This is a genomic window from Streptomyces sp. NPDC045778 (genome assembly GCF_056431945.1).
The window spans coordinates 342007-357279 of sequence record NZ_JBWKJZ010000004.1 but is presented as its reverse complement, the minus strand read 5'-3'; the positions used below and the strand labels follow the sequence as shown (position 1 = coordinate 357279).

Genomic DNA, 15273 nt, shown 5'->3' with positions numbered 1-15273 from the left:
GACACGGGTGCCGAGCACCGACGGGGACCCGCGCGGCGGCGCACGCGGCGACAGCGTGATCGAGACCTCCGCGCTGACGAAGCGGTACGGCAAGCACGTCGCCGTGGACAGGCTGAGCCTCGTCGTGCCCCGCGGCAGCGTCTTCGGCTTCCTCGGGCCCAACGGCTCGGGCAAGACCACGACCATCCGCATGCTGATGGGCCTGATCGAACCGACGTCGGGCCGCGCCTCGGTGCTCGGCAGGCCCATGCCGCGCGCGCAGCGCTCCGTCCTGCCGCGCGTCGGCGCGCTCATCGAGGGCCCCGCCCTCTACGGCTTCCTCTCCGGGCGTGAGAACCTCCGCCGGTACGACGCCGCCGATCCGACGGCCGACCCCCGCACCCGCCGCGCCCGCGCCGAGGCCGCGCTGGAGCGGGTCGGCCTGACCGCCGCCGCGGGCAAGAAGGCCAAGGCGTACTCGCTCGGCATGAAGCAGCGCCTGGGCCTGGCCACCGCGCTGCTCCAGCCGCGCGAGCTGCTCGTGCTCGACGAGCCGACGAACGGCCTCGACCCGCAGGGCATGCGGGAGATCCGCTCCCTGGTGCGGGAGCTGGCGTCCGAGGGCACGACGGTCTTCCTCTCCTCGCATCTGCTCGACGAGATCGAGCAGGTGTGCACGCACGCGGCGGTGATGACGCGGGGCCGTCTGATCACCCAGGGCCCGGTGGCCGAGCTGGCCGCGGGCGCGCGGGGGCGCCTGGTCGTGACGACGCCGGACACCGGCGACGCCGCCCGGGTCCTGAAGGAGCACGGCGTCGCGGACGTCGTCGTCGAGGAGGACCGGGTGACGGGCGAGCCGCCGGGCACGGACCGCGTGCCCGACCTCGCCGACGTGACCGCCGCACTGGTCGGGGCGGGCGTGCGCGTCCGCGGCTTCGGCGTCGAACGGGCCTCACTGGAGGACGCGTTCGTGGCGCTGACGGGAGAGGGGTTCGATGTCGCGGGCTGAAGTGACGAGAGGAAGCGCGGACGTGGCCGAAGAGGCCCACGCGGAGCGGGCGGGCGGCGCGCCCCGCACGCCGAGCCCCCTGTGGAGCCTCGGTCTGTTCCGCAGCGAGCTGTCCGTGACGTTCCGGCGCTGGCGCACCCTCGCGCTGCTCGCCGTGCTTGCCGCCGTGCCGGTCCTCGTGGGCATCGCGGTGAAGATCGAGACCAGCGACGGCGGTTCGGTCGGCGCGGGCGGCCCGGACGGCGAGGGCCCCGCGTTCATCGCGCAGGTCACGAACAACGGCCTGTTCCTCGTCTTCACGGCGCTCGCCGCGACGCTGCCGTTCTTCCTGCCGATGGCGGTCGGCGTCGTCGCGGGCGACGCGATCGCGGGCGAGGCGAGCGCGGGCACGCTGCGCTACCTCCTGGTGGCGCCCGCGGGCCGCACCCGGCTGCTGCTCGCCAAGTACGCGACCACGCTGGTCTTCTGCGTGGTCGCGACCCTGGTGGTGGCCGTGTCGGCGCTCGCGGTCGGCGCCCTGCTGTTCCCGCTGGGAGAGGTCACGACGATCTCCGGGACACGCATCAGCTTCGCCGACGGGCTGCTGCGCGCGCTGCTCATCGCGCTCGTCGTCGCCGCCTCACTGGTCGGCGTGGCGGCGCTCGGCCTTTTCGTGTCGACCCTGACGAGCAGCGGTATCGCCGCGATGGCGACGACGGTGGGCCTGCTCATCACCGTCCAGATCGTCGACCAGATCCCGCAGCTGCACGCGGTCCACCCGTACTTGTTCCCGCACTACTGGCTGTCCTTCGCCGACCTCATGCGCGATCCGGTCTACTGGGACGAGCTGGTGAAGAACCTCGGCCTCCAGGCCCTGTACGCGGGTGTGTTCGGCTCGGCGGCGTGGGCGCGGTTCGGGGCGAAGGACATCGCGACCTGACGGGCGCCGGTCACGCGCCGTCGTCGTACGGGTAGCGCGCGAGCGGCGCTTCCCGGGCGAAGAACGTCTTGGCGCGGGTCAGCGCGTCGGTGTCGTCGAGCACCTGCCCGGGCCGGGTGCCGTTGCCGAGCAGGACGCCGCCGAAGCGCATCGGGAAGTACGCCGCCGAGTAGCGGAGGGTGCCGATCAGCGGCTCGGCGACCTCCTGTTCGCGGTGCGCGAGCGCCGTCACGCCCCACAGGGTGCGGCCCTTCATGGCGTCCTGGAAGCCCAGCTCCGGGACCTCCAGCCAGGCGTCCCAGTAGTCCAGGTAGCGCTTGACGGTGGCCGAGACCGAGTACCAGTACAGCGGCGAGGCGATGACGATGTCCGTGGCGTCGAGGGTGGCCTCCAGGAGCAGCGCCTCGTTGTCGCCCTCCGGCATGGGGCGGGCACGGGCGTGCGCCGGGTCGTGCCGCAGGTCCTGGAGGTCGGGCAGAGGGTGGTCGGCGAGGCGGAGCCAGCGCTGCCCGACGCCGGGCGGCAGTTGCTCGGCGGCCTTGCGGGCCAGTGTCTCGGTGTTGCCCTCGGGCCGGGCGCTGCCGAGGACGAACAGGAACTTCCGGGTCATGAGGCCCCCTGGACCGTGCGACGAATCCTTGCGCGTGCACTATATGCACGCGCAAGGATCCTGGTCCAGGGGTGATCGAGTGCCGCGCCGGCCGTTACTGCGACAGGCCCCACACCGCGTACGCGACCGCGTCGCTGTTGCGGTCGAGCGCCGTGTTGTTGATGTTCGCCGTGGTGTCGCACGACGAGTGGTAGCAGCGGTCGAAGGCCTGGCCGGCCGTGCCGCCCCACTTCTGGGCCTGGGCCGAGGTCTTGGCCGTGCTCGCGCCGGTGAAGACGCCGCCGACCGGGACGCCCGCGTTCTTGAACGGGGTGTGGTCGGAGCGGCCGTCGCCCTCGCGCTCGGGCTCGGTGCCGATGTTCAGGCCCGCGTAGTAGCTCTTGAAGGTCCGCTCGATCGTGGGGTCGTCGTCGTAGACGAAGTAGCCCGGGTTCGGCGAGCCGATCATGTCGAAGTTCAGATAGCCCTTGATCTTCGTGCGCTCGGCGGCGGGCAGGTTCCGCACGTGGTACGAGGAGCCGACGAGGCCCAGCTCCTCCGCGCCCCACCAGGCGAAGCGCAGGTGCTTGGTGGGCTTGTACTGCTCACGGGACACGGCGAGAGCCGTCTCCAGGACGGCCGCCGAGCCCGAGCCGTTGTCGTTGATGCCCGCGCCGCGGCTGACGCTGTCGAGGTGCGAGCCCGACATGATGACCTGGTTCGGGTCGCCGCCGGGCCAGTCGGCGATCAGGTTGTAGCCGACGCGGCCGCTGGTCGTGAACTGCTGGACGGTCGTGGTGAATCCGGCGGCGTCCAGCTTGCCCTTGATGTAGTCGACCGAGGCCTTGTAGCCCGCGCTGCCGTGCGCGCGGTTGCCGCCGTTGGCGGAGGCGATGGACTGCAACTGCGAGAGGTGCGCCTTGACGTTGGCCACGGGGATGTCGGGGGCGGCGGCGCGCGTCGGCGCCGTGGTCCCGGTGGCCGCGGTGGATATCGCGCTGGTCGTCAGGAGCGCGGCGACGGCTATGGCGGCCGCGGTCGCGGTGCGTCCGGGTGCGGAGAGTCTCATGTGGGGGGCTCCGGCTTCTGTGTGGTGAATTCCGGGTTGCTTCCCGGGGCTCACATCCCGAGTTGAACGTCGAATGAGCCCGGGGTGCCCGATGGTGGAGGTGTGTTGAGTTCACGTCAAGAGCGGGATCCGGACGCATGGTTCCGCATTCCGTGCGCTTCGCGGGTGACGGCGGCGCCGCGTCAGGGCCGTACGTAGACCACCCAGCCGGGCGCGTACGTATCCGGAACCGGCACCGGGGTCCAGGACCGGGCCCACGTCGGCGGAGCCGCGGACCGCATGACCAGGGCGGTCGGGTGCCGTTCGGCTCCCCGGGGCGCGGGCTCGCAGCCCGCGACGTACGCGAGCGGAATCACCGACGTGTTGCCGCCCAGCACACAGGGCTGTCGTACGCCCTGCTCGTGCAGGACGTCGGCGACCCGCACCCAGTCGCGCCTCGCGGAGTCCTGGACGCGGTAGGTGGACGCGGCCATGGTCAACTGCACGGCCAGATGGGCCGCCAGGACCAGCGCGAGCGCGCCCGACGCGGCCTCCCGCAGCCGCGCGCGCCGTGCCGCCCGGACCGCCGCGAGCACCCCGAAGGCGGCGGGCACCGCGAGCAGGGCGTGCGTCGGCAGCAGGAACCTCGGCGCGGTGTACGGCACGACGAGCACGTACGGCAGCGCGACCGATACCCCGACGGCCACGGCGAGCAGCCCCCCGGCGGCCGTGCGCCGAAGGCCCCGCGCCGACCACAGACCGAGCGGCACGAGGGCGGCGAGCAGCAGCCACCACCCCAGGGCGGTCGGCCGCACCCCGTCGCCGGAGCACGGGCGGCAGAGCAGCGGCCCGTCGATGACGGTGAACAGGTGCAGCGCGGAGTCGGTGAGCCGCAGCCCGCCCTGGACTTCGCTGGCGGCGCTGAGACGTTCGCGTACGCCACCGAAGCGAACGTACGCCTCGATCGCCCAGGGCAGGAAGCCTGCCGCGAAGCCGGCCAGGGCCGCGGACGCGCGCGCCGCGGAGCGCCACATCGGCACCAGGGCCGCGGCGAGCAGCAGCGGCCCGGCGACGGCGGCCCCGTCGTTGGGCCGCATCAGGGTGGCCAGGGCGAGGCCGCCCGCGACGCCCGCGCAGACGCGGGGCGTGGGGCGGCGGTGCAGGAAGAGGCCGACGGCGCCGGCGGTGCCCATGGCGGTGTAGTGGTTCGGCATCGCGGAGTTCGCGTAGAAGAGCGCGAACCACAGGCTGCCGTACAGGGCCGCGGCCACCGGCGCGGCCTCGGGGCGGTCCGGCACGGCCCGCACCCAGGGGCGGAAGCCGAGGTAGAGCGCGGCGCTCGCCAGGAGCGTCAGCCAGGCCCGCAGCAGCGGGACCGAGTCGCTCCAGGTGGCGACGGGCGCGAGGAGCAGCGGCACGCCCCGGGTGCGGGGCGCGCTGAAGGGCACCCCGGCGCCCGGGCCCGCGTACGGGTCGAAGCGGCTCGCGTAGACCAGCTCGTCCCAGCCGAGCCGCAGGCCGAGCGGGACGAGGACGAGCGAGATGAGGGCGAACAGCGCGCAGACGGCGAGCAGCATGCGGTGAGCGCGCTGTTCGCGGTCGCGACGCGCGGTGCGCCGTGCTTCCTGTTTCCTCAAGTCGAGCGCCACTTGACCACCGTAAGGAACGCGGGCGGGCGGACGGCAGTACGCCTGCCGTCCGGCGTGGCTCGCGCTGTCGTGAACCGGCGCCGCCGCCCGGCGTCAGGAGAGCGGGCCGAAGACCTCCACCTCGTGCTCGGCGTAGGCCCGGAACACCGTGTCGCTCACGGCGGGCGCCGTGCCGCCCGGGGCGAGGGCGTGCAGGTCGTCGGCCGTCGCGAACGACAGCAGCCAGGCCCGCAGCCACGGCGCGTGCTCGACGGGGGTGGCCGCGCGGATCCTGGCCTCGGCGGCGGCGTAGTCCTCGGCGCTGACGTGCCGCGTGATGACCGGGAACACCTCCCGCTCCTCGGCGGCGATGTGCCCGGCCAGGGCCGCGCACTCGGCGGCGAGGGCGTCGGCGAGGCGGCGGGCGTGCCGCGCGGGGTCCTCGCCGAACAGCGTGGCCGCCCAGTCGGTGGCGTCCTGGAGCGCGTCGAGGGCCGTGTGGTCCTCGGTGAGCGAGGTGAGGTCGGCGACGCCTTCGGGGGAGAGGCCCTCGACGAAGGCCCCGTCCGTCAGGGCCTGTTCGACGGCGGCGGCGATCACCGGCCACAGGACGGCGTCCTCGCTGTCGTGGTGGTGCCGGACGCCGATGTTGTAGCGGTGCACGTACATGGCGATGGAGCGGGCCCACGCGCCGCTCACCGGGCGGCCGGACGCGGCGATGCCGTCGGCCAGCGCGGCCAGGCGCTCGATGTCACCGGTGATCGCGCGGTGGGCGAGGCGGATGCCGGTCAGGTCGGGGGCGGGAGCGGGGGCCAGGGTGCGGTCGGTCATGGAGCGACTGTGGAGGGGGCCGGTACAGAGCCGGTCAACGGCTGTTCAACGAACGGGCCGATCCCGGGGCGGGCGAGGCCACTGGTGGCGCGGGTCACACGTGGAGCTACGCGGTCCGGGGCGGGCCCCGCGCCCAGGATGGGCCCATGCACATAGGTATCGCCTTGCCGCAGTACGGCACCCATGCCCGGGAAGAGTCCGTCGCGCCGTTCGCCCGGGACGCCGAAGCCGTCGGGTTCGACTCGCTGTGGGTCGGGGACCGCTCGCTCGCGCCGGTCGCGCCCAGCGACCTGTACCCGGGCCACACCCCGGACAACCCGTATCCGCCGGGGTTCAAGACCTTCATGGACCCCTTGACGGTCCTCACCGTCGCCGCCGCGGCGACCACCCGTGTGCGGCTCGGCACCAGCACCCTCAACGCCCCCTGGTATCCGCCGCTGCTGCTCGCCCGCTCCCTGACCACGCTCGACCGCGTCAGCGGCGGGCGCCTCGACGTGGGGCTCGGCCTCGGCTGGCTGCGCGACGAGTACACGGCCGTGAACGCGGAGTTCGGCAAGCGGGGCGCGCGCCTCGACGAGGTCCTGGACGTGCTCGACGGCATATGGACCGAGGAGACCTTCGAGCACGAGGGGCCGCACTGGCGGATCCCCCGCTCCCACGTCGGCCTCCGGCCCGTCCAGAAGGCCGGTCCTCCGGTGTACTTGGGCGGGTTCAGCCCCGCCGCGATGGCGCGCGTCGGCCGTCGCGCCGCCGGGTGGGTCGGCGTCACGCTGCCGCCCGAGGCGCTGGCGGGCCTGTGGGCCGCGGCCCGCCGCGCCGCGGAGGAGGCCGGGCGCGACCCCGGCGCGCTGCGCCGCGAGATCCGTCACAACCCCAGGCCGGGGGCTTCCGCGGAGGAGATCGCCGGGGTGCTGCGTGAGGTGCGGGGGACCGGGGCCGAGGGCTGCTTCGTCGACTTGCAGCAGTGTGTGGAGGAGCCGGGGGAGGCCTTGGAGCTGGGCTCGCGGGTCCTGGACCTGCTCCGCGCGGGCTGAGCCACGGCCCGGGCCTCGCGGACGGTGCCCGCGGGGCCCCTGGGTTCGTCAGGGGCCGAAGCGGCGGCGGTAGGCCGAGGGGCTGAGGCCCGTCGCCCGGCGCAGCCGTGCGCGGAGGTTCGCAGCGGAGCCGAGGCCACTGCGCCGCGCGACCACGTCGAGCCGCTCCTCCCCGCGCTCGATGAGCCGGCACGCGAGCCCCACCCGCTCCCCGTTCAGCCAGGCCAGCGGCGTCGTGCCCAGCTGCGCCCGGAACCGCCGGTGCAGCGTGGCCGGGCTGACGGCGGCCCGCGCGGCGAGCCCGGCCACCGTGAGGGGCTCGTCGAGCCGTTCCTGCGCCCAGGCGAGCAGCGGCGCGAGCGACTCGTCGGGGACGTCGGGCACGGGCCGCTCCACGAACTGCCGCTGTCCACCGTCCCGGTGGGCGGCGAAGACGAGCCGCCGCGACACGGAAACGGCGACCTCCGCGCCGAAGTCACGGCGCACGATGTGCAGGCCGAGGTCGAGCGCGGCGGCACTGCCCGCGGCGGTGAGGATGTCGCCGTCGTCGACGAAGAGGACGTCCGGTTCGAGCCGCACGGCGGGGAAGCGGGCCCGGAAGTCGTCGGCCCACTGCCAGTGGGCGGTGGCACGGCGCCCGTCGAGCACCCCGGCCTCGGCGAGCGTGAACGCGCCGCTGCAGAAGCCGACGAGCCGGGCCCCGCGCGCGTGCGCGCGCCGTACGGCGTCCAGGACGGCGGGGCGCCGCGGCACCTTCGTGTCGGGCCGGTTGGGCACGATCAGCGTATCGGCGGTGTCGGCGGCCTCGATCCCGGCCACCCCGGTGAGCGTGAAGAAGCCGTCCCGCATGAGGGTGCGCGGCTCGGGCGAGCACAGCGCGAAGTCGTACAGGGCGGGGCGCTCGCGGCCGAGTTCGGGTCGCTGGAGGCCGAAGATCTCGGTGACGCAGCCGAGTTCGAAGGGGTTGGAGTTCTCGTCCACGATGACGACGACCCGATGCGGCGCCCCCTCCGGAGCCGCGCCAGGTGTTCCCTCCGGAGCCGCGCCAGGCTTTCCCGCCGGGGCCGCACCCGGCTGCCCCTGCCGCCCCACCGCTTGCGAGTTTTCTGGCGCCATATGCGATTTCTAGCACTCACCCTCGCGGCAGGCCAGGGGTCACCATGAGCCCATGACCGGAGAAACCGCAGCCCAGAGGCGTACGCCGATCGCTCTCGACCAGGCCCTCGCCTCCTTCGACGAACGCTGGAGCCCCCGCGTCGTCACCCACGTCAACGACTACGACGTCCGCGTGGCCAAGGTCGAGGGCGAGCACGTGTGGCACGTGCACGACGACACCGACGAGTTCTTCCTCGTGCTCGACGGCGAGTTGGACATCGCCCTGCGCGAGCCGTCGGGGGAGCGCACGGTGACCCTGCCGAAGGGGTCGGTCTTCACGGTCCCGCGCGGCACCGAGCACAAGCCGAGCGCGCGCGTCGGCGCCGAGATCCTGCTCTTCGAGCCGACGGGCACGCTGTCGGTCGGGGACCGGCACGACGAGGTCCCCGACCACGTGGACGTCACGACGGGCCACGCCCTGAAGGCCTAGCCGCCGCGGGACGGCGCCCTCACTGCACGCAGAACTCGTTCCCCTCGGGGTCCGTCATCAGCACCCACTCCCCGCCCGCGGCCTTCATCCGCCGCTGCACGGCCGCGCCCAGCTTCTCCAGGCGGGCGACCTCCTCGTCCCGGGTGCCGGGCGCGGCGTGCACGTCGATGTGGAGCCGGTTCTTGCCGGACTTCGGCTCCGGCACCCGCTGGAAGAGCAGGCGGCGGCCGAGCCCCGTGCCGCTGTCCTCCTCGTACGGGTCGTCGGGGTGCCGTACGGCGATGAGGTCGCGGAAGGCGCGGCGCCCGCGGAACTCCACGGTCTCGGCCTCGCTCACGGCGCCGAGGCCGAGCAGCCGCTCGATGAGGGCGTCGTTGTCCTCCACCGCGTAGCCGAGCGCCTCGGCCCAGAAGGCGGCCTGGGCGTGCGGGTCGTGTGCGTCGATGACGAGCTTCCAGTGCAGGGTCATGCGCTCAGTCAAGCACCGGGCCCGGCGTCGTCCTCCGCGCGCGCGTCGTACGCGGACCGTGCCGCCGCGATCTCGTTCTGGTGCTGCTCGGTCCAGGTCACCAGGGAGCGGATGGTGTGGTGCAGGGTGCCGCCGAGCGGCGTCAGCTCGTACTCGACGCGCGGCGGTACCACCGGGTGGACCGTGCGCAGCACCAGACCGTCGCGCTCCAGCTGCCGCAGGGTGACGGTGAGCATGCGCTGGCTGATGCCGTCGATCTCGCGCCGCAGCTCGGTGAAGCGCAGCCGGCGCCGGTCCAGGAGCGCGATGACCAGGAGCGACCACTTGTCGGCGATCCGGTCGAGGATCTGCCGCACCTGGCAGTCCTCGCGGGTGTCCCACTGGAAGGGGTCGGCGTCCCCGTAGTCCGTCCCGTGCCCGTACTCCTCGCCGCCGTGGGCCACGGTGCCTTTGGAGTTACTCGGTGACTTCAAAGTGCCTTCTTCCATACCCCTCGATGCTGCCGCACGCTGTCCGTGGTTACAAGAAGGAACCGGCCACCAGTTGGGTAACCAGCGGGTTGAATCGAGGAGTCACCATGGGCGCCCGTGCCTGGGCACTGCTGCTCGTCCTCTGCGGCACGATCTTCCTGGAGGGCGCCGACATCGCGATGCTGGCGATCGCCGTCCCCACGATCAGGTCCGACCTGGACCTGTCGACCGCCACCGCCGCCTGGGTCATCAGCTCCTACGTCCTCGGCTACGCGGGCTTCACGCTGCTCGGCGGCCGCGCGGCGGACCTGCTCGGCAGGCGGCGCATGTTCCTGACCTGGCTCGGGGTGTTCCTGGCCTTCTCCGGGCTCGGCGGGTTCGCCACCGAGGGCTGGATGCTGATCGTGGCGCGGTTCGTGACCGGCGTGGCCGCGGCGTTCATGACACCGGCCGCGATGTCGATCATCACCACCTCGTACGCGCAAGGGCCCGAGCGCAACAAGGCGCTGCTCGTGTTCGCGGGCACATCGGCGGGCGGCTTCTCGCTCGGCCTGGTCATCGGTGGACTGCTCACCGAACTCGGCTGGCGGTGGGTGTTCTTCGCCCCGGTCGTCCTCGCCGCCGCGATCCTCGCCGCCGCCGTCCGGCTCGTGCCCGGGGCCGAGGCGCCCGCGGCGAAGGCCTCGGCGACCCTGCGCTCCGGCGGCTTCGACCTGCCGGGCGCGGCGGCGGCCGCGGGCGCCATGCTGCTGCTCGCCTACGGCGTCGTACGGCTCGAACACGGCCTCGACGGCTGGCCCTTGACCCTCGGGGCGGCCCTCGGCGGATCGCTGCTCGTCGCGGCGTTCGTCGGCATCGAGCGCCGCGCGGCCGTACCGCTCGTGCGCCTCGGGATCTTCCGCACCGGCACGGTGGTGCGGGCCGGGGTCGGCGCGCTGCTGTTCCTCGGCGCCTTCATGGGCTTCCAGTTCGTGCTCACGCTGTACTTGCAGGAGCTGCGCGGCTGGTCGTCGTGGCAGACGGCGATCGCCCTCGTCGTGATGGGCTGCGACGTGGTGCTCGCGCCGACCCTCACGCCCCGCCTGGTGAACCGCTACGGCCACGCCCGTGTGATCCTCGGCGGCTTCCTGCTCGCGGCCCTCGCGTACGCGCTCTTCCTGCCGGCCGGCAGGGACTGGACGTACGCGGCGATGTTCCCGACGCTGCTCATCGCGGGCACGTCCTTCGCCCTCGCCTATGGCCCGCTGATGATCGCGGCGACCGACGGCGTCGCCGCGCGGGAGCAGGGCCTCGCGGGCGGAATCCTGCACACCGCCACACAGTTCGGGGCGGCGATCGGGGTCTCCGGCGTGACGGCGGTGTACGGCCTCGCCGCCGGGGGCCACAGCGGCACGGACAGGGCCGGGCACTCGCTCGACGCCTTCCGCGCGGCCCTCGTGGTGCCGGTGGCCCTCGCCCTGGTGGGCGTGGCCGTCGCCCTGGCCGGGGTGGTGCGCGGAAGGCGTCCGGGTCAGCCCGCGGCCCGGAGCGAGGGGTCCGCCGCCCTGCCCGTGACCAGCGAGGCGCGGTGACCGCTCGGGGTGATCCCCCGGATCCGCTTGAACGCGTCACTGAACCCGAATCCGTCGGCGTACCCGACCCGCCCCGCCACGGACGCCACCGTCGCCCCCGGCTCGGCGAGCAGCTCGGCGGCGAGCGCCATGCGCCACTCGGTGAGGTACGCCATCGGCGGCCTGCCGACGAGGTCGGTGAAGTGACGGGCGAAGGCCGCGCGCGAGACCTGGGCGCGCGCGGCGAGCGCCGCCACCGTCCAGGCCCTGCCCGGCTCGTCGTGCATGGCGCGCAGGGCCGGGCCGACCACGTCGTCGCCGAGCGCCCGGTACCAGGCGGGCGGGCAGGCCTCGGGCAGGTCGAACCACTCCCGCAGGGTGCAGGCCAGCAGCCAGTCGAGCATCCGGTCCATCACGTACTGGCGCCCCGGCCGGTCGGCCGCCACCTCGTCCGCGATGAGCCCGATGATCGTCAGGCACTCCTCGCCGCCCGGCACCACGAGCAGCGGCGGCAGCGCACTGAGCAGCCGCCGCCCGCCGCTGCCGTCCCACTGGTAGGTGCCGGTGACCAGCTCGGTCTCCCCGTCGCCCGCGGCGGCCACGCCGAACGGGCCCGAGGTGCGCACGGCGGCGCAGCCCGCCCCCAGGACGCGCGTCCCGCCCGGGCCCGTGACCCGCGCCTGCCCGCGCAACACCATGACCAGGGTCAGCGCGGCGGGCTCCGTCCGCTCCGGCTCCCACGCGCCGCGCAGCACCGTACGACCGAACAGCGCGCCGTCCGCGCGGATGCCGCGCAGCAGATCCCCCAGAGCGTCCATGCCCCCACCGTAGACGGACGCCTATGGGGCGGAGACAGACGCCCATGTCGGCAGGTGCCGCACGGGGGTTGGCTGGACGCATGACGACAACACCACGGACCACCGGCGACCTGATCCTCGTCCTCGGGGCCACCGGCAAGACCGGCCGCAGGATCGTGCCCCGGCTGCGCGCGGCGGGCCACACCGTGCGGGCGGCCTCCCGCTCCGGAGAAACATATTTCGACTGGAACGAACGTTCTATCTGGCCGACAGTTCTGGACGGCGTCTCCGCCCTCTATCTGGTCGCGCCGGAGGAGCCGGAGCCCGTCGAGGACTTCGTGGCCCAGGCCGTGGCGGCCGGAGTGCGCCGCTTCGTGGTCCTGTCCGGGCGCGGCATCGACGTGTCCGGCGAGTCCTTCCTCGCGGGCATGGCGCGGGCCGACCGGGTGGTGCGCGAGGCGGACGTCGACTGGACGGTGATCCGCGCCAACAACTTCGCGCAGAACTTCGACGAGGACTTCGCCCACGGGCCGCTCCTCGCGGGCCGCCTCGCCCTGCCGGTCGGCGACGTGGCGGAGCCGTTCGTCGACGTGGAGGACATCGCGGACGTCGCGGTCGCGGTGCTCACCGAGGAGGGCCACGCGCACCGCGTGTACGACCTCTCGGGCCCGCGCGCCCTCACCTACGCCGACGCGGTCACGGAGATCGCGGCGGCCTCGGGCCGCCCGATGCGCTTCGAACCCGTCACGGCGGAGCAGTTCCTGGCGGAACTGCGCGCGGCGGAGGTCCCCGAGCCGCTGGCGCGCGAGCTGACGGCCGTCTTCACGTTCACGGCCGAGGGCCACCTCTCGTCGCTGGCGACGGGCGTACGGGACGTACTGGGGCGCGAGCCGCGGGACTTCACGGAGTACGTGAAGGCTGCTGCGGCGCGGGGGGCTTGGGCGCGGTGACCCGCGCGGCGGCGAGCCGGGTCGCGCCCCGCCGCGCGAAGCGGAACGCGTCGAACGTCAGCAGCGCGAGCGCCAGCCACACCAGGGCGAACCCGGCCCAGCGCTCCGCCGGCATCTCCTCGTGGAAGTACAGGATGCCGAGCAGGAACTGGAAGACGGGCGCGAGGTACTGCAAAAGGCCGAGCGTGGACAGCGGGACGCGGATCGCGGCGGCGCCGAAGCAGACCAGCGGCGCCGCCGTCACCACGCCGGTCGCGGCGAGCAGCGCGGCGTGCCCCGCTCCCTCCGTGCCGAACACGAGGTCGCCGCGCGTGCCGAGCCACGCGAGATAGGCGACGGCGGGCAGGAACTGCACGGCGGTCTCGGCGGCCAGGGACTCCAGGCCGCCGAGGTTGACCTTCTTCTTCACCAGACCGTACGTCGCGAAGGTGAAGGCCAGGCACAGCGAGATCCACGGCGGGCGGCCGTAGCCGATCGCGAGGACGAGCACGGCGGCGAGGCCCACGGCGACGGCGGTCCACTGCACGGGCCGCAGCCGCTCGCCGAGCAGCAGGACGCCGATCGCGATGGTGACCAGGGGGTTGATGAAGTAGCCGAGGGAGGCCTCGACGACGTGGCCGGTGTTCACCGACCAGATGTAGATGCCCCAGTTGAGGGTGATGACGGCCGCGGCGATGGCGACCAGGCCCAGCTTGCGGGGCTGGCGCAGCAGTTCACCGGCCCAGGCCCAGCGGCGTACGAAGAGCAGCGCGACGGCGACGACCACGAGGGACCAGGCCATGCGGTGGGCCAGGATCTCACCCGCGCCCGCGGGCTTGAGGAGCGGCCAGAAGAGGGGGACGAGGCCCCACATGCCGTAGGCGGCGATGCCGTTCAGGAGGCCTGTGCGGGCTTCCCCCTTCGCCTGCGCAGGTCCCACAGTTCCTCCTCCGTACCGGCAGCCCCACGCTGCATCCCGAAGGTAGCGCCCACGGCCCTTCCGTGTCATGCCCGTTTCGCCATACGGTCATGACACGCCCCGCCCTCTCAGGCCACCGCGGCGGCGACGGCCGCGGCGAGCGGCGTGGTCGGCCGCCCGATCAGCCGGGCGAGGTCCCCGCCGGTCCCGGCGAGCAGCCCGCGCCCGATGGCCGCGTCCACGTCCACCAGGACCGAGGCGATGCCCTCCGGCAGACCCGCCCCGGTCAGCACCGCGAGGTGCTCCGCGGGCGACACCTGGGCGTAGGTCACCTCCTTGCCGGAGGCCTTCGCGACCTCCGCCGCGTACTCGGGGAAGGTCCACGCCACGTCCCCGCTCAGCTCGTAGGCGCGGCCCTCGTGCCCCTCGCCGGTCAGGACGGCGACGGCGGCGGCTGCGTAGTCGGCGCGCGCGGCGGACGCGACACGGCCCGAGGACGGGGCGCTGCCGACGACGGCCCCGTGCTCCAGGACGGGGGCGAGGTGCTCGGTGTAGTTCTCGTGGTACCAGCCGTTGCGCAGGAACGTGTACGCGAGGCCCGAGGCGAGCACCGCCCGCTCGGTCTCCTTGTGCTCGGCGGCAAGCTCGAAGTCGGCGTCGGGCCCGCCGAGGACACCCGTGTACACGAGGTGCGCGACCCCGGCCGCCTTCGCCGCGTCGATGACGGCCAGGTGCTGCGGCACCCGGCGCCCGACCTCACTGCCGGAGATCAGCAGCACCTTGTCGCCCGCCGCGAAGGCGCCCGCGAGGGTCTCGGGCGCGCTGTAGTCCGCGATCCGCAGCTCGACGCCGCGCGCGGCGAGGTCGGCGGCCTTCTCCTTGTTCCGTACGACGGCCACGACCTGCCCGGCGGGCACGCCCGCGGCGAGCAGGCCCTCGACAACGAGACGGCCGAGGTGTCCGGTGGCTCCGGTGACGACGATGCTCATGGGTGATTACTCCCTTGTGCCCTATTTGGGATTCGGTATGCCACTCACGCTAGCCACCGCGCTAACCACGCGTAAGTACCCACTTTGAAGTAAGGTACTGGTATGGCAGTAAGTAGGGTCGGGGACTCCGACGCCGAGCAGATGTGCCCCCACCGCCTCGTCCTGGAGCACGTCACCAGCCGCTGGGGCGTGCTCGTCCTGATCGCGCTCGCCGAGCGCTCGTACCGCTTCAGCGAGCTGCGCCGCGCGATCGGCACCGGCGGTGGCCGGACCGTCAGCGAGAAGATGCTGGCCCAGACCCTCCAGATCCTGGAGCGCGACGGCCTGGTGCACCGCGACGCCAAGCCGGTCATCCCGCCGCGCGTCGACTACTCCCTCACCGGCCTGGGCCGCGAGGCCGCCGAGCAGGTCAGGGCCCTGGCCACCTGGACGGACCGGCGCATGGAGGACGTACTGAAAGCGCGCGAGAAGTACGACGAGGCCCGGTCCTGAGGGATCAGGACCGGGCCTCGTCGAACGCGGGCGGTG

At 73.6% G+C, this 15273-nt stretch carries 17 protein-coding genes; 7 read left to right on the top strand and 10 right to left on the bottom strand.

All coding sequences use genetic code 11. The features are described from left to right. Positions 1–7: 7 nt before the first annotated feature. A complete protein-coding gene (locus AC07GB_RS07755) occupies positions 8–988 on the top strand; it encodes an ABC transporter ATP-binding protein (RefSeq protein WP_478842600.1) in 981 nt (326 codons plus the stop codon). Further along, positions 975–1907: an ABC transporter permease gene (locus AC07GB_RS07750; protein WP_478842598.1), complete on the top strand. Its 933-nt coding sequence runs from the start codon at positions 975–977 to the stop codon at positions 1905–1907. Before AC07GB_RS07755 ends, AC07GB_RS07750 begins: the two co-directional genes overlap by 14 nt. A 10-nt stretch (positions 1908–1917) precedes the next feature. On the opposite strand, the gene AC07GB_RS07745 is transcribed toward AC07GB_RS07750, so the two are convergent. From AC07GB_RS07745 to AC07GB_RS07730, 4 genes are all read right to left on the bottom strand, one after another. Next, positions 1918–2517 carry a flavodoxin family protein gene (locus tag AC07GB_RS07745; RefSeq protein WP_478842596.1) on the bottom strand — a complete coding sequence of 200 codons (600 nt, stop codon included), beginning with the start codon at positions 2515–2517 and terminating at the stop codon, positions 1918–1920. Between the two features lie 94 nt (positions 2518–2611). Then, positions 2612–3565 carry a M28 family metallopeptidase gene (locus tag AC07GB_RS07740; protein ID WP_478842594.1) on the bottom strand — a complete coding sequence of 318 codons (954 nt, stop codon included), beginning with the start codon at positions 3563–3565 and terminating at the stop codon, positions 2612–2614. A gap of 182 nt (positions 3566–3747) precedes the next feature. Beyond that, positions 3748–5193 (bottom strand): hypothetical protein, encoded by a 1446-nt coding sequence (locus tag AC07GB_RS07735; protein ID WP_478842592.1) that lies wholly within the window; start codon positions 5191–5193, stop codon positions 3748–3750. A 93-nt stretch (positions 5194–5286) separates the two neighbouring features. Further along, positions 5287–6003 carry a hemerythrin domain-containing protein gene (locus AC07GB_RS07730; protein ID WP_478842590.1) on the bottom strand — a complete coding sequence of 239 codons (717 nt, stop codon included), beginning with the start codon at positions 6001–6003 and terminating at the stop codon, positions 5287–5289. 146 nt (positions 6004–6149) lie between these two features. On the opposite strand from AC07GB_RS07730, the gene AC07GB_RS07725 reads away from it, so the two are divergent. Beyond that, the gene (locus tag AC07GB_RS07725; RefSeq protein ID WP_478842588.1) at positions 6150–7037 is read left to right on the top strand and encodes a TIGR03619 family F420-dependent LLM class oxidoreductase; all 888 of its coding nucleotides are present in this window, start codon (positions 6150–6152) and stop codon (positions 7035–7037) included. A 48-nt stretch (positions 7038–7085) separates the two neighbouring features. Here the strand turns inward: AC07GB_RS07725 and AC07GB_RS07720 are convergent, their stop codons facing one another. Continuing rightward, positions 7086–8153: a helix-turn-helix domain-containing protein gene (locus tag AC07GB_RS07720; RefSeq protein WP_478842586.1), complete on the bottom strand. Its 1068-nt coding sequence runs from the start codon at positions 8151–8153 to the stop codon at positions 7086–7088. Between the two features lie 52 nt (positions 8154–8205). Between AC07GB_RS07720 and AC07GB_RS07715 the strand changes: the two genes are divergently transcribed. After that, positions 8206–8622 (top strand): cupin domain-containing protein, encoded by a 417-nt coding sequence (locus AC07GB_RS07715; protein ID WP_478842584.1) that lies wholly within the window; start codon positions 8206–8208, stop codon positions 8620–8622. 19 nt (positions 8623–8641) lie between these two features. Here the strand turns inward: AC07GB_RS07715 and AC07GB_RS07710 are convergent, their stop codons facing one another. Continuing rightward, a complete protein-coding gene (locus tag AC07GB_RS07710; RefSeq protein WP_478842582.1) occupies positions 8642–9091 on the bottom strand; it encodes a VOC family protein in 450 nt (149 codons plus the stop codon). An 8-nt stretch (positions 9092–9099) separates the two neighbouring features. Further along, positions 9100–9579, bottom strand: coding sequence for a winged helix-turn-helix transcriptional regulator (locus AC07GB_RS07705; RefSeq protein ID WP_478842580.1), 480 nt, complete (start codon positions 9577–9579; stop codon positions 9100–9102). Positions 9580–9668: 89 nt separating this feature from the next. Between AC07GB_RS07705 and AC07GB_RS07700 the strand changes: the two genes are divergently transcribed. After that, positions 9669–11132, top strand: a complete 1464-nt coding sequence (locus AC07GB_RS07700; protein WP_478842578.1) for an MFS transporter — start codon at positions 9669–9671, stop codon at positions 11130–11132. Here the strand turns inward: AC07GB_RS07700 and AC07GB_RS07695 are convergent. After that, positions 11072–11929 (bottom strand): AraC family transcriptional regulator, encoded by an 858-nt coding sequence (locus tag AC07GB_RS07695; RefSeq protein ID WP_478842576.1) that lies wholly within the window; start codon positions 11927–11929, stop codon positions 11072–11074. The two genes, AC07GB_RS07700 and AC07GB_RS07695, sit on opposite strands and share 61 nt — an antisense overlap. An 80-nt stretch (positions 11930–12009) precedes the next feature. On the opposite strand from AC07GB_RS07695, the gene AC07GB_RS07690 reads away from it, so the two are divergent. Beyond that, the gene (locus tag AC07GB_RS07690; protein ID WP_478842574.1) at positions 12010–12858 is read left to right on the top strand and encodes an NmrA family NAD(P)-binding protein; all 849 of its coding nucleotides are present in this window, start codon (positions 12010–12012) and stop codon (positions 12856–12858) included. Here AC07GB_RS07690 and rarD read toward each other — a convergent pair. Both rarD and AC07GB_RS07680 read right to left on the bottom strand, forming a co-directional pair. After that, positions 12809–13777 (bottom strand): EamA family transporter RarD, encoded by a 969-nt coding sequence (gene rarD, locus AC07GB_RS07685; RefSeq protein ID WP_478842572.1) that lies wholly within the window; start codon positions 13775–13777, stop codon positions 12809–12811. The two genes, AC07GB_RS07690 and rarD, sit on opposite strands and share 50 nt — an antisense overlap. A gap of 107 nt (positions 13778–13884) precedes the next feature. Further along, the gene (locus tag AC07GB_RS07680; RefSeq protein WP_478842570.1) at positions 13885–14745 is read right to left on the bottom strand and encodes an SDR family oxidoreductase; all 861 of its coding nucleotides are present in this window, start codon (positions 14743–14745) and stop codon (positions 13885–13887) included. Positions 14746–14847: 102 nt separating this feature from the next. Here AC07GB_RS07680 and AC07GB_RS07675 point away from each other — a divergent pair, with 102 nt between their 5' ends. Next, complete coding sequence (locus tag AC07GB_RS07675) at positions 14848–15237, top strand: winged helix-turn-helix transcriptional regulator (protein ID WP_478842568.1); 390 nt, start codon at positions 14848–14850, stop codon at positions 15235–15237. Positions 15238–15273: the final 36 nt, after the last annotated feature.

What these genes read in the sequence shown, in the direction of transcription:
- AC07GB_RS07750 (WP_478842598.1), top strand. Translation starts at nt 975, where the DNA reads ATGTCGCGGGCTGAAGTGACGAGAGGAAGCGCGGACGTGGCCGAAGAG.
- AC07GB_RS07745 (WP_478842596.1), bottom strand. Translation starts at nt 2,517, where the DNA reads ATGACCCGGAAGTTCCTGTTCGTCCTCGGCAGCGCCCGGCCCGAGGGC.
- AC07GB_RS07740 (WP_478842594.1), bottom strand. Translation starts at nt 3,565, where the DNA reads ATGAGACTCTCCGCACCCGGACGCACCGCGACCGCGGCCGCCATAGCC.
- AC07GB_RS07730 (WP_478842590.1), bottom strand. Translation starts at nt 6,003, where the DNA reads ATGACCGACCGCACCCTGGCCCCCGCTCCCGCCCCCGACCTGACCGGC.
- AC07GB_RS07725 (WP_478842588.1), top strand. Translation starts at nt 6,150, where the DNA reads ATGCACATAGGTATCGCCTTGCCGCAGTACGGCACCCATGCCCGGGAA.
- AC07GB_RS07720 (WP_478842586.1), bottom strand. Translation starts at nt 8,153, where the DNA reads ATGGCGCCAGAAAACTCGCAAGCGGTGGGGCGGCAGGGGCAGCCGGGT.
- AC07GB_RS07715 (WP_478842584.1), top strand. Translation starts at nt 8,206, where the DNA reads ATGACCGGAGAAACCGCAGCCCAGAGGCGTACGCCGATCGCTCTCGAC.
- AC07GB_RS07710 (WP_478842582.1), bottom strand. Translation starts at nt 9,091, where the DNA reads ATGACCCTGCACTGGAAGCTCGTCATCGACGCACACGACCCGCACGCC.
- AC07GB_RS07705 (WP_478842580.1), bottom strand. Translation starts at nt 9,579, where the DNA reads ATGGAAGAAGGCACTTTGAAGTCACCGAGTAACTCCAAAGGCACCGTG.
- AC07GB_RS07700 (WP_478842578.1), top strand. Translation starts at nt 9,669, where the DNA reads ATGGGCGCCCGTGCCTGGGCACTGCTGCTCGTCCTCTGCGGCACGATC.
- AC07GB_RS07695 (WP_478842576.1), bottom strand. Translation starts at nt 11,929, where the DNA reads ATGGACGCTCTGGGGGATCTGCTGCGCGGCATCCGCGCGGACGGCGCG.
- AC07GB_RS07690 (WP_478842574.1), top strand. Translation starts at nt 12,010, where the DNA reads ATGACGACAACACCACGGACCACCGGCGACCTGATCCTCGTCCTCGGG.
- AC07GB_RS07680 (WP_478842570.1), bottom strand. Translation starts at nt 14,745, where the DNA reads ATGAGCATCGTCGTCACCGGAGCCACCGGACACCTCGGCCGTCTCGTT.
- AC07GB_RS07675 (WP_478842568.1), top strand. Translation starts at nt 14,848, where the DNA reads ATGGCAGTAAGTAGGGTCGGGGACTCCGACGCCGAGCAGATGTGCCCC.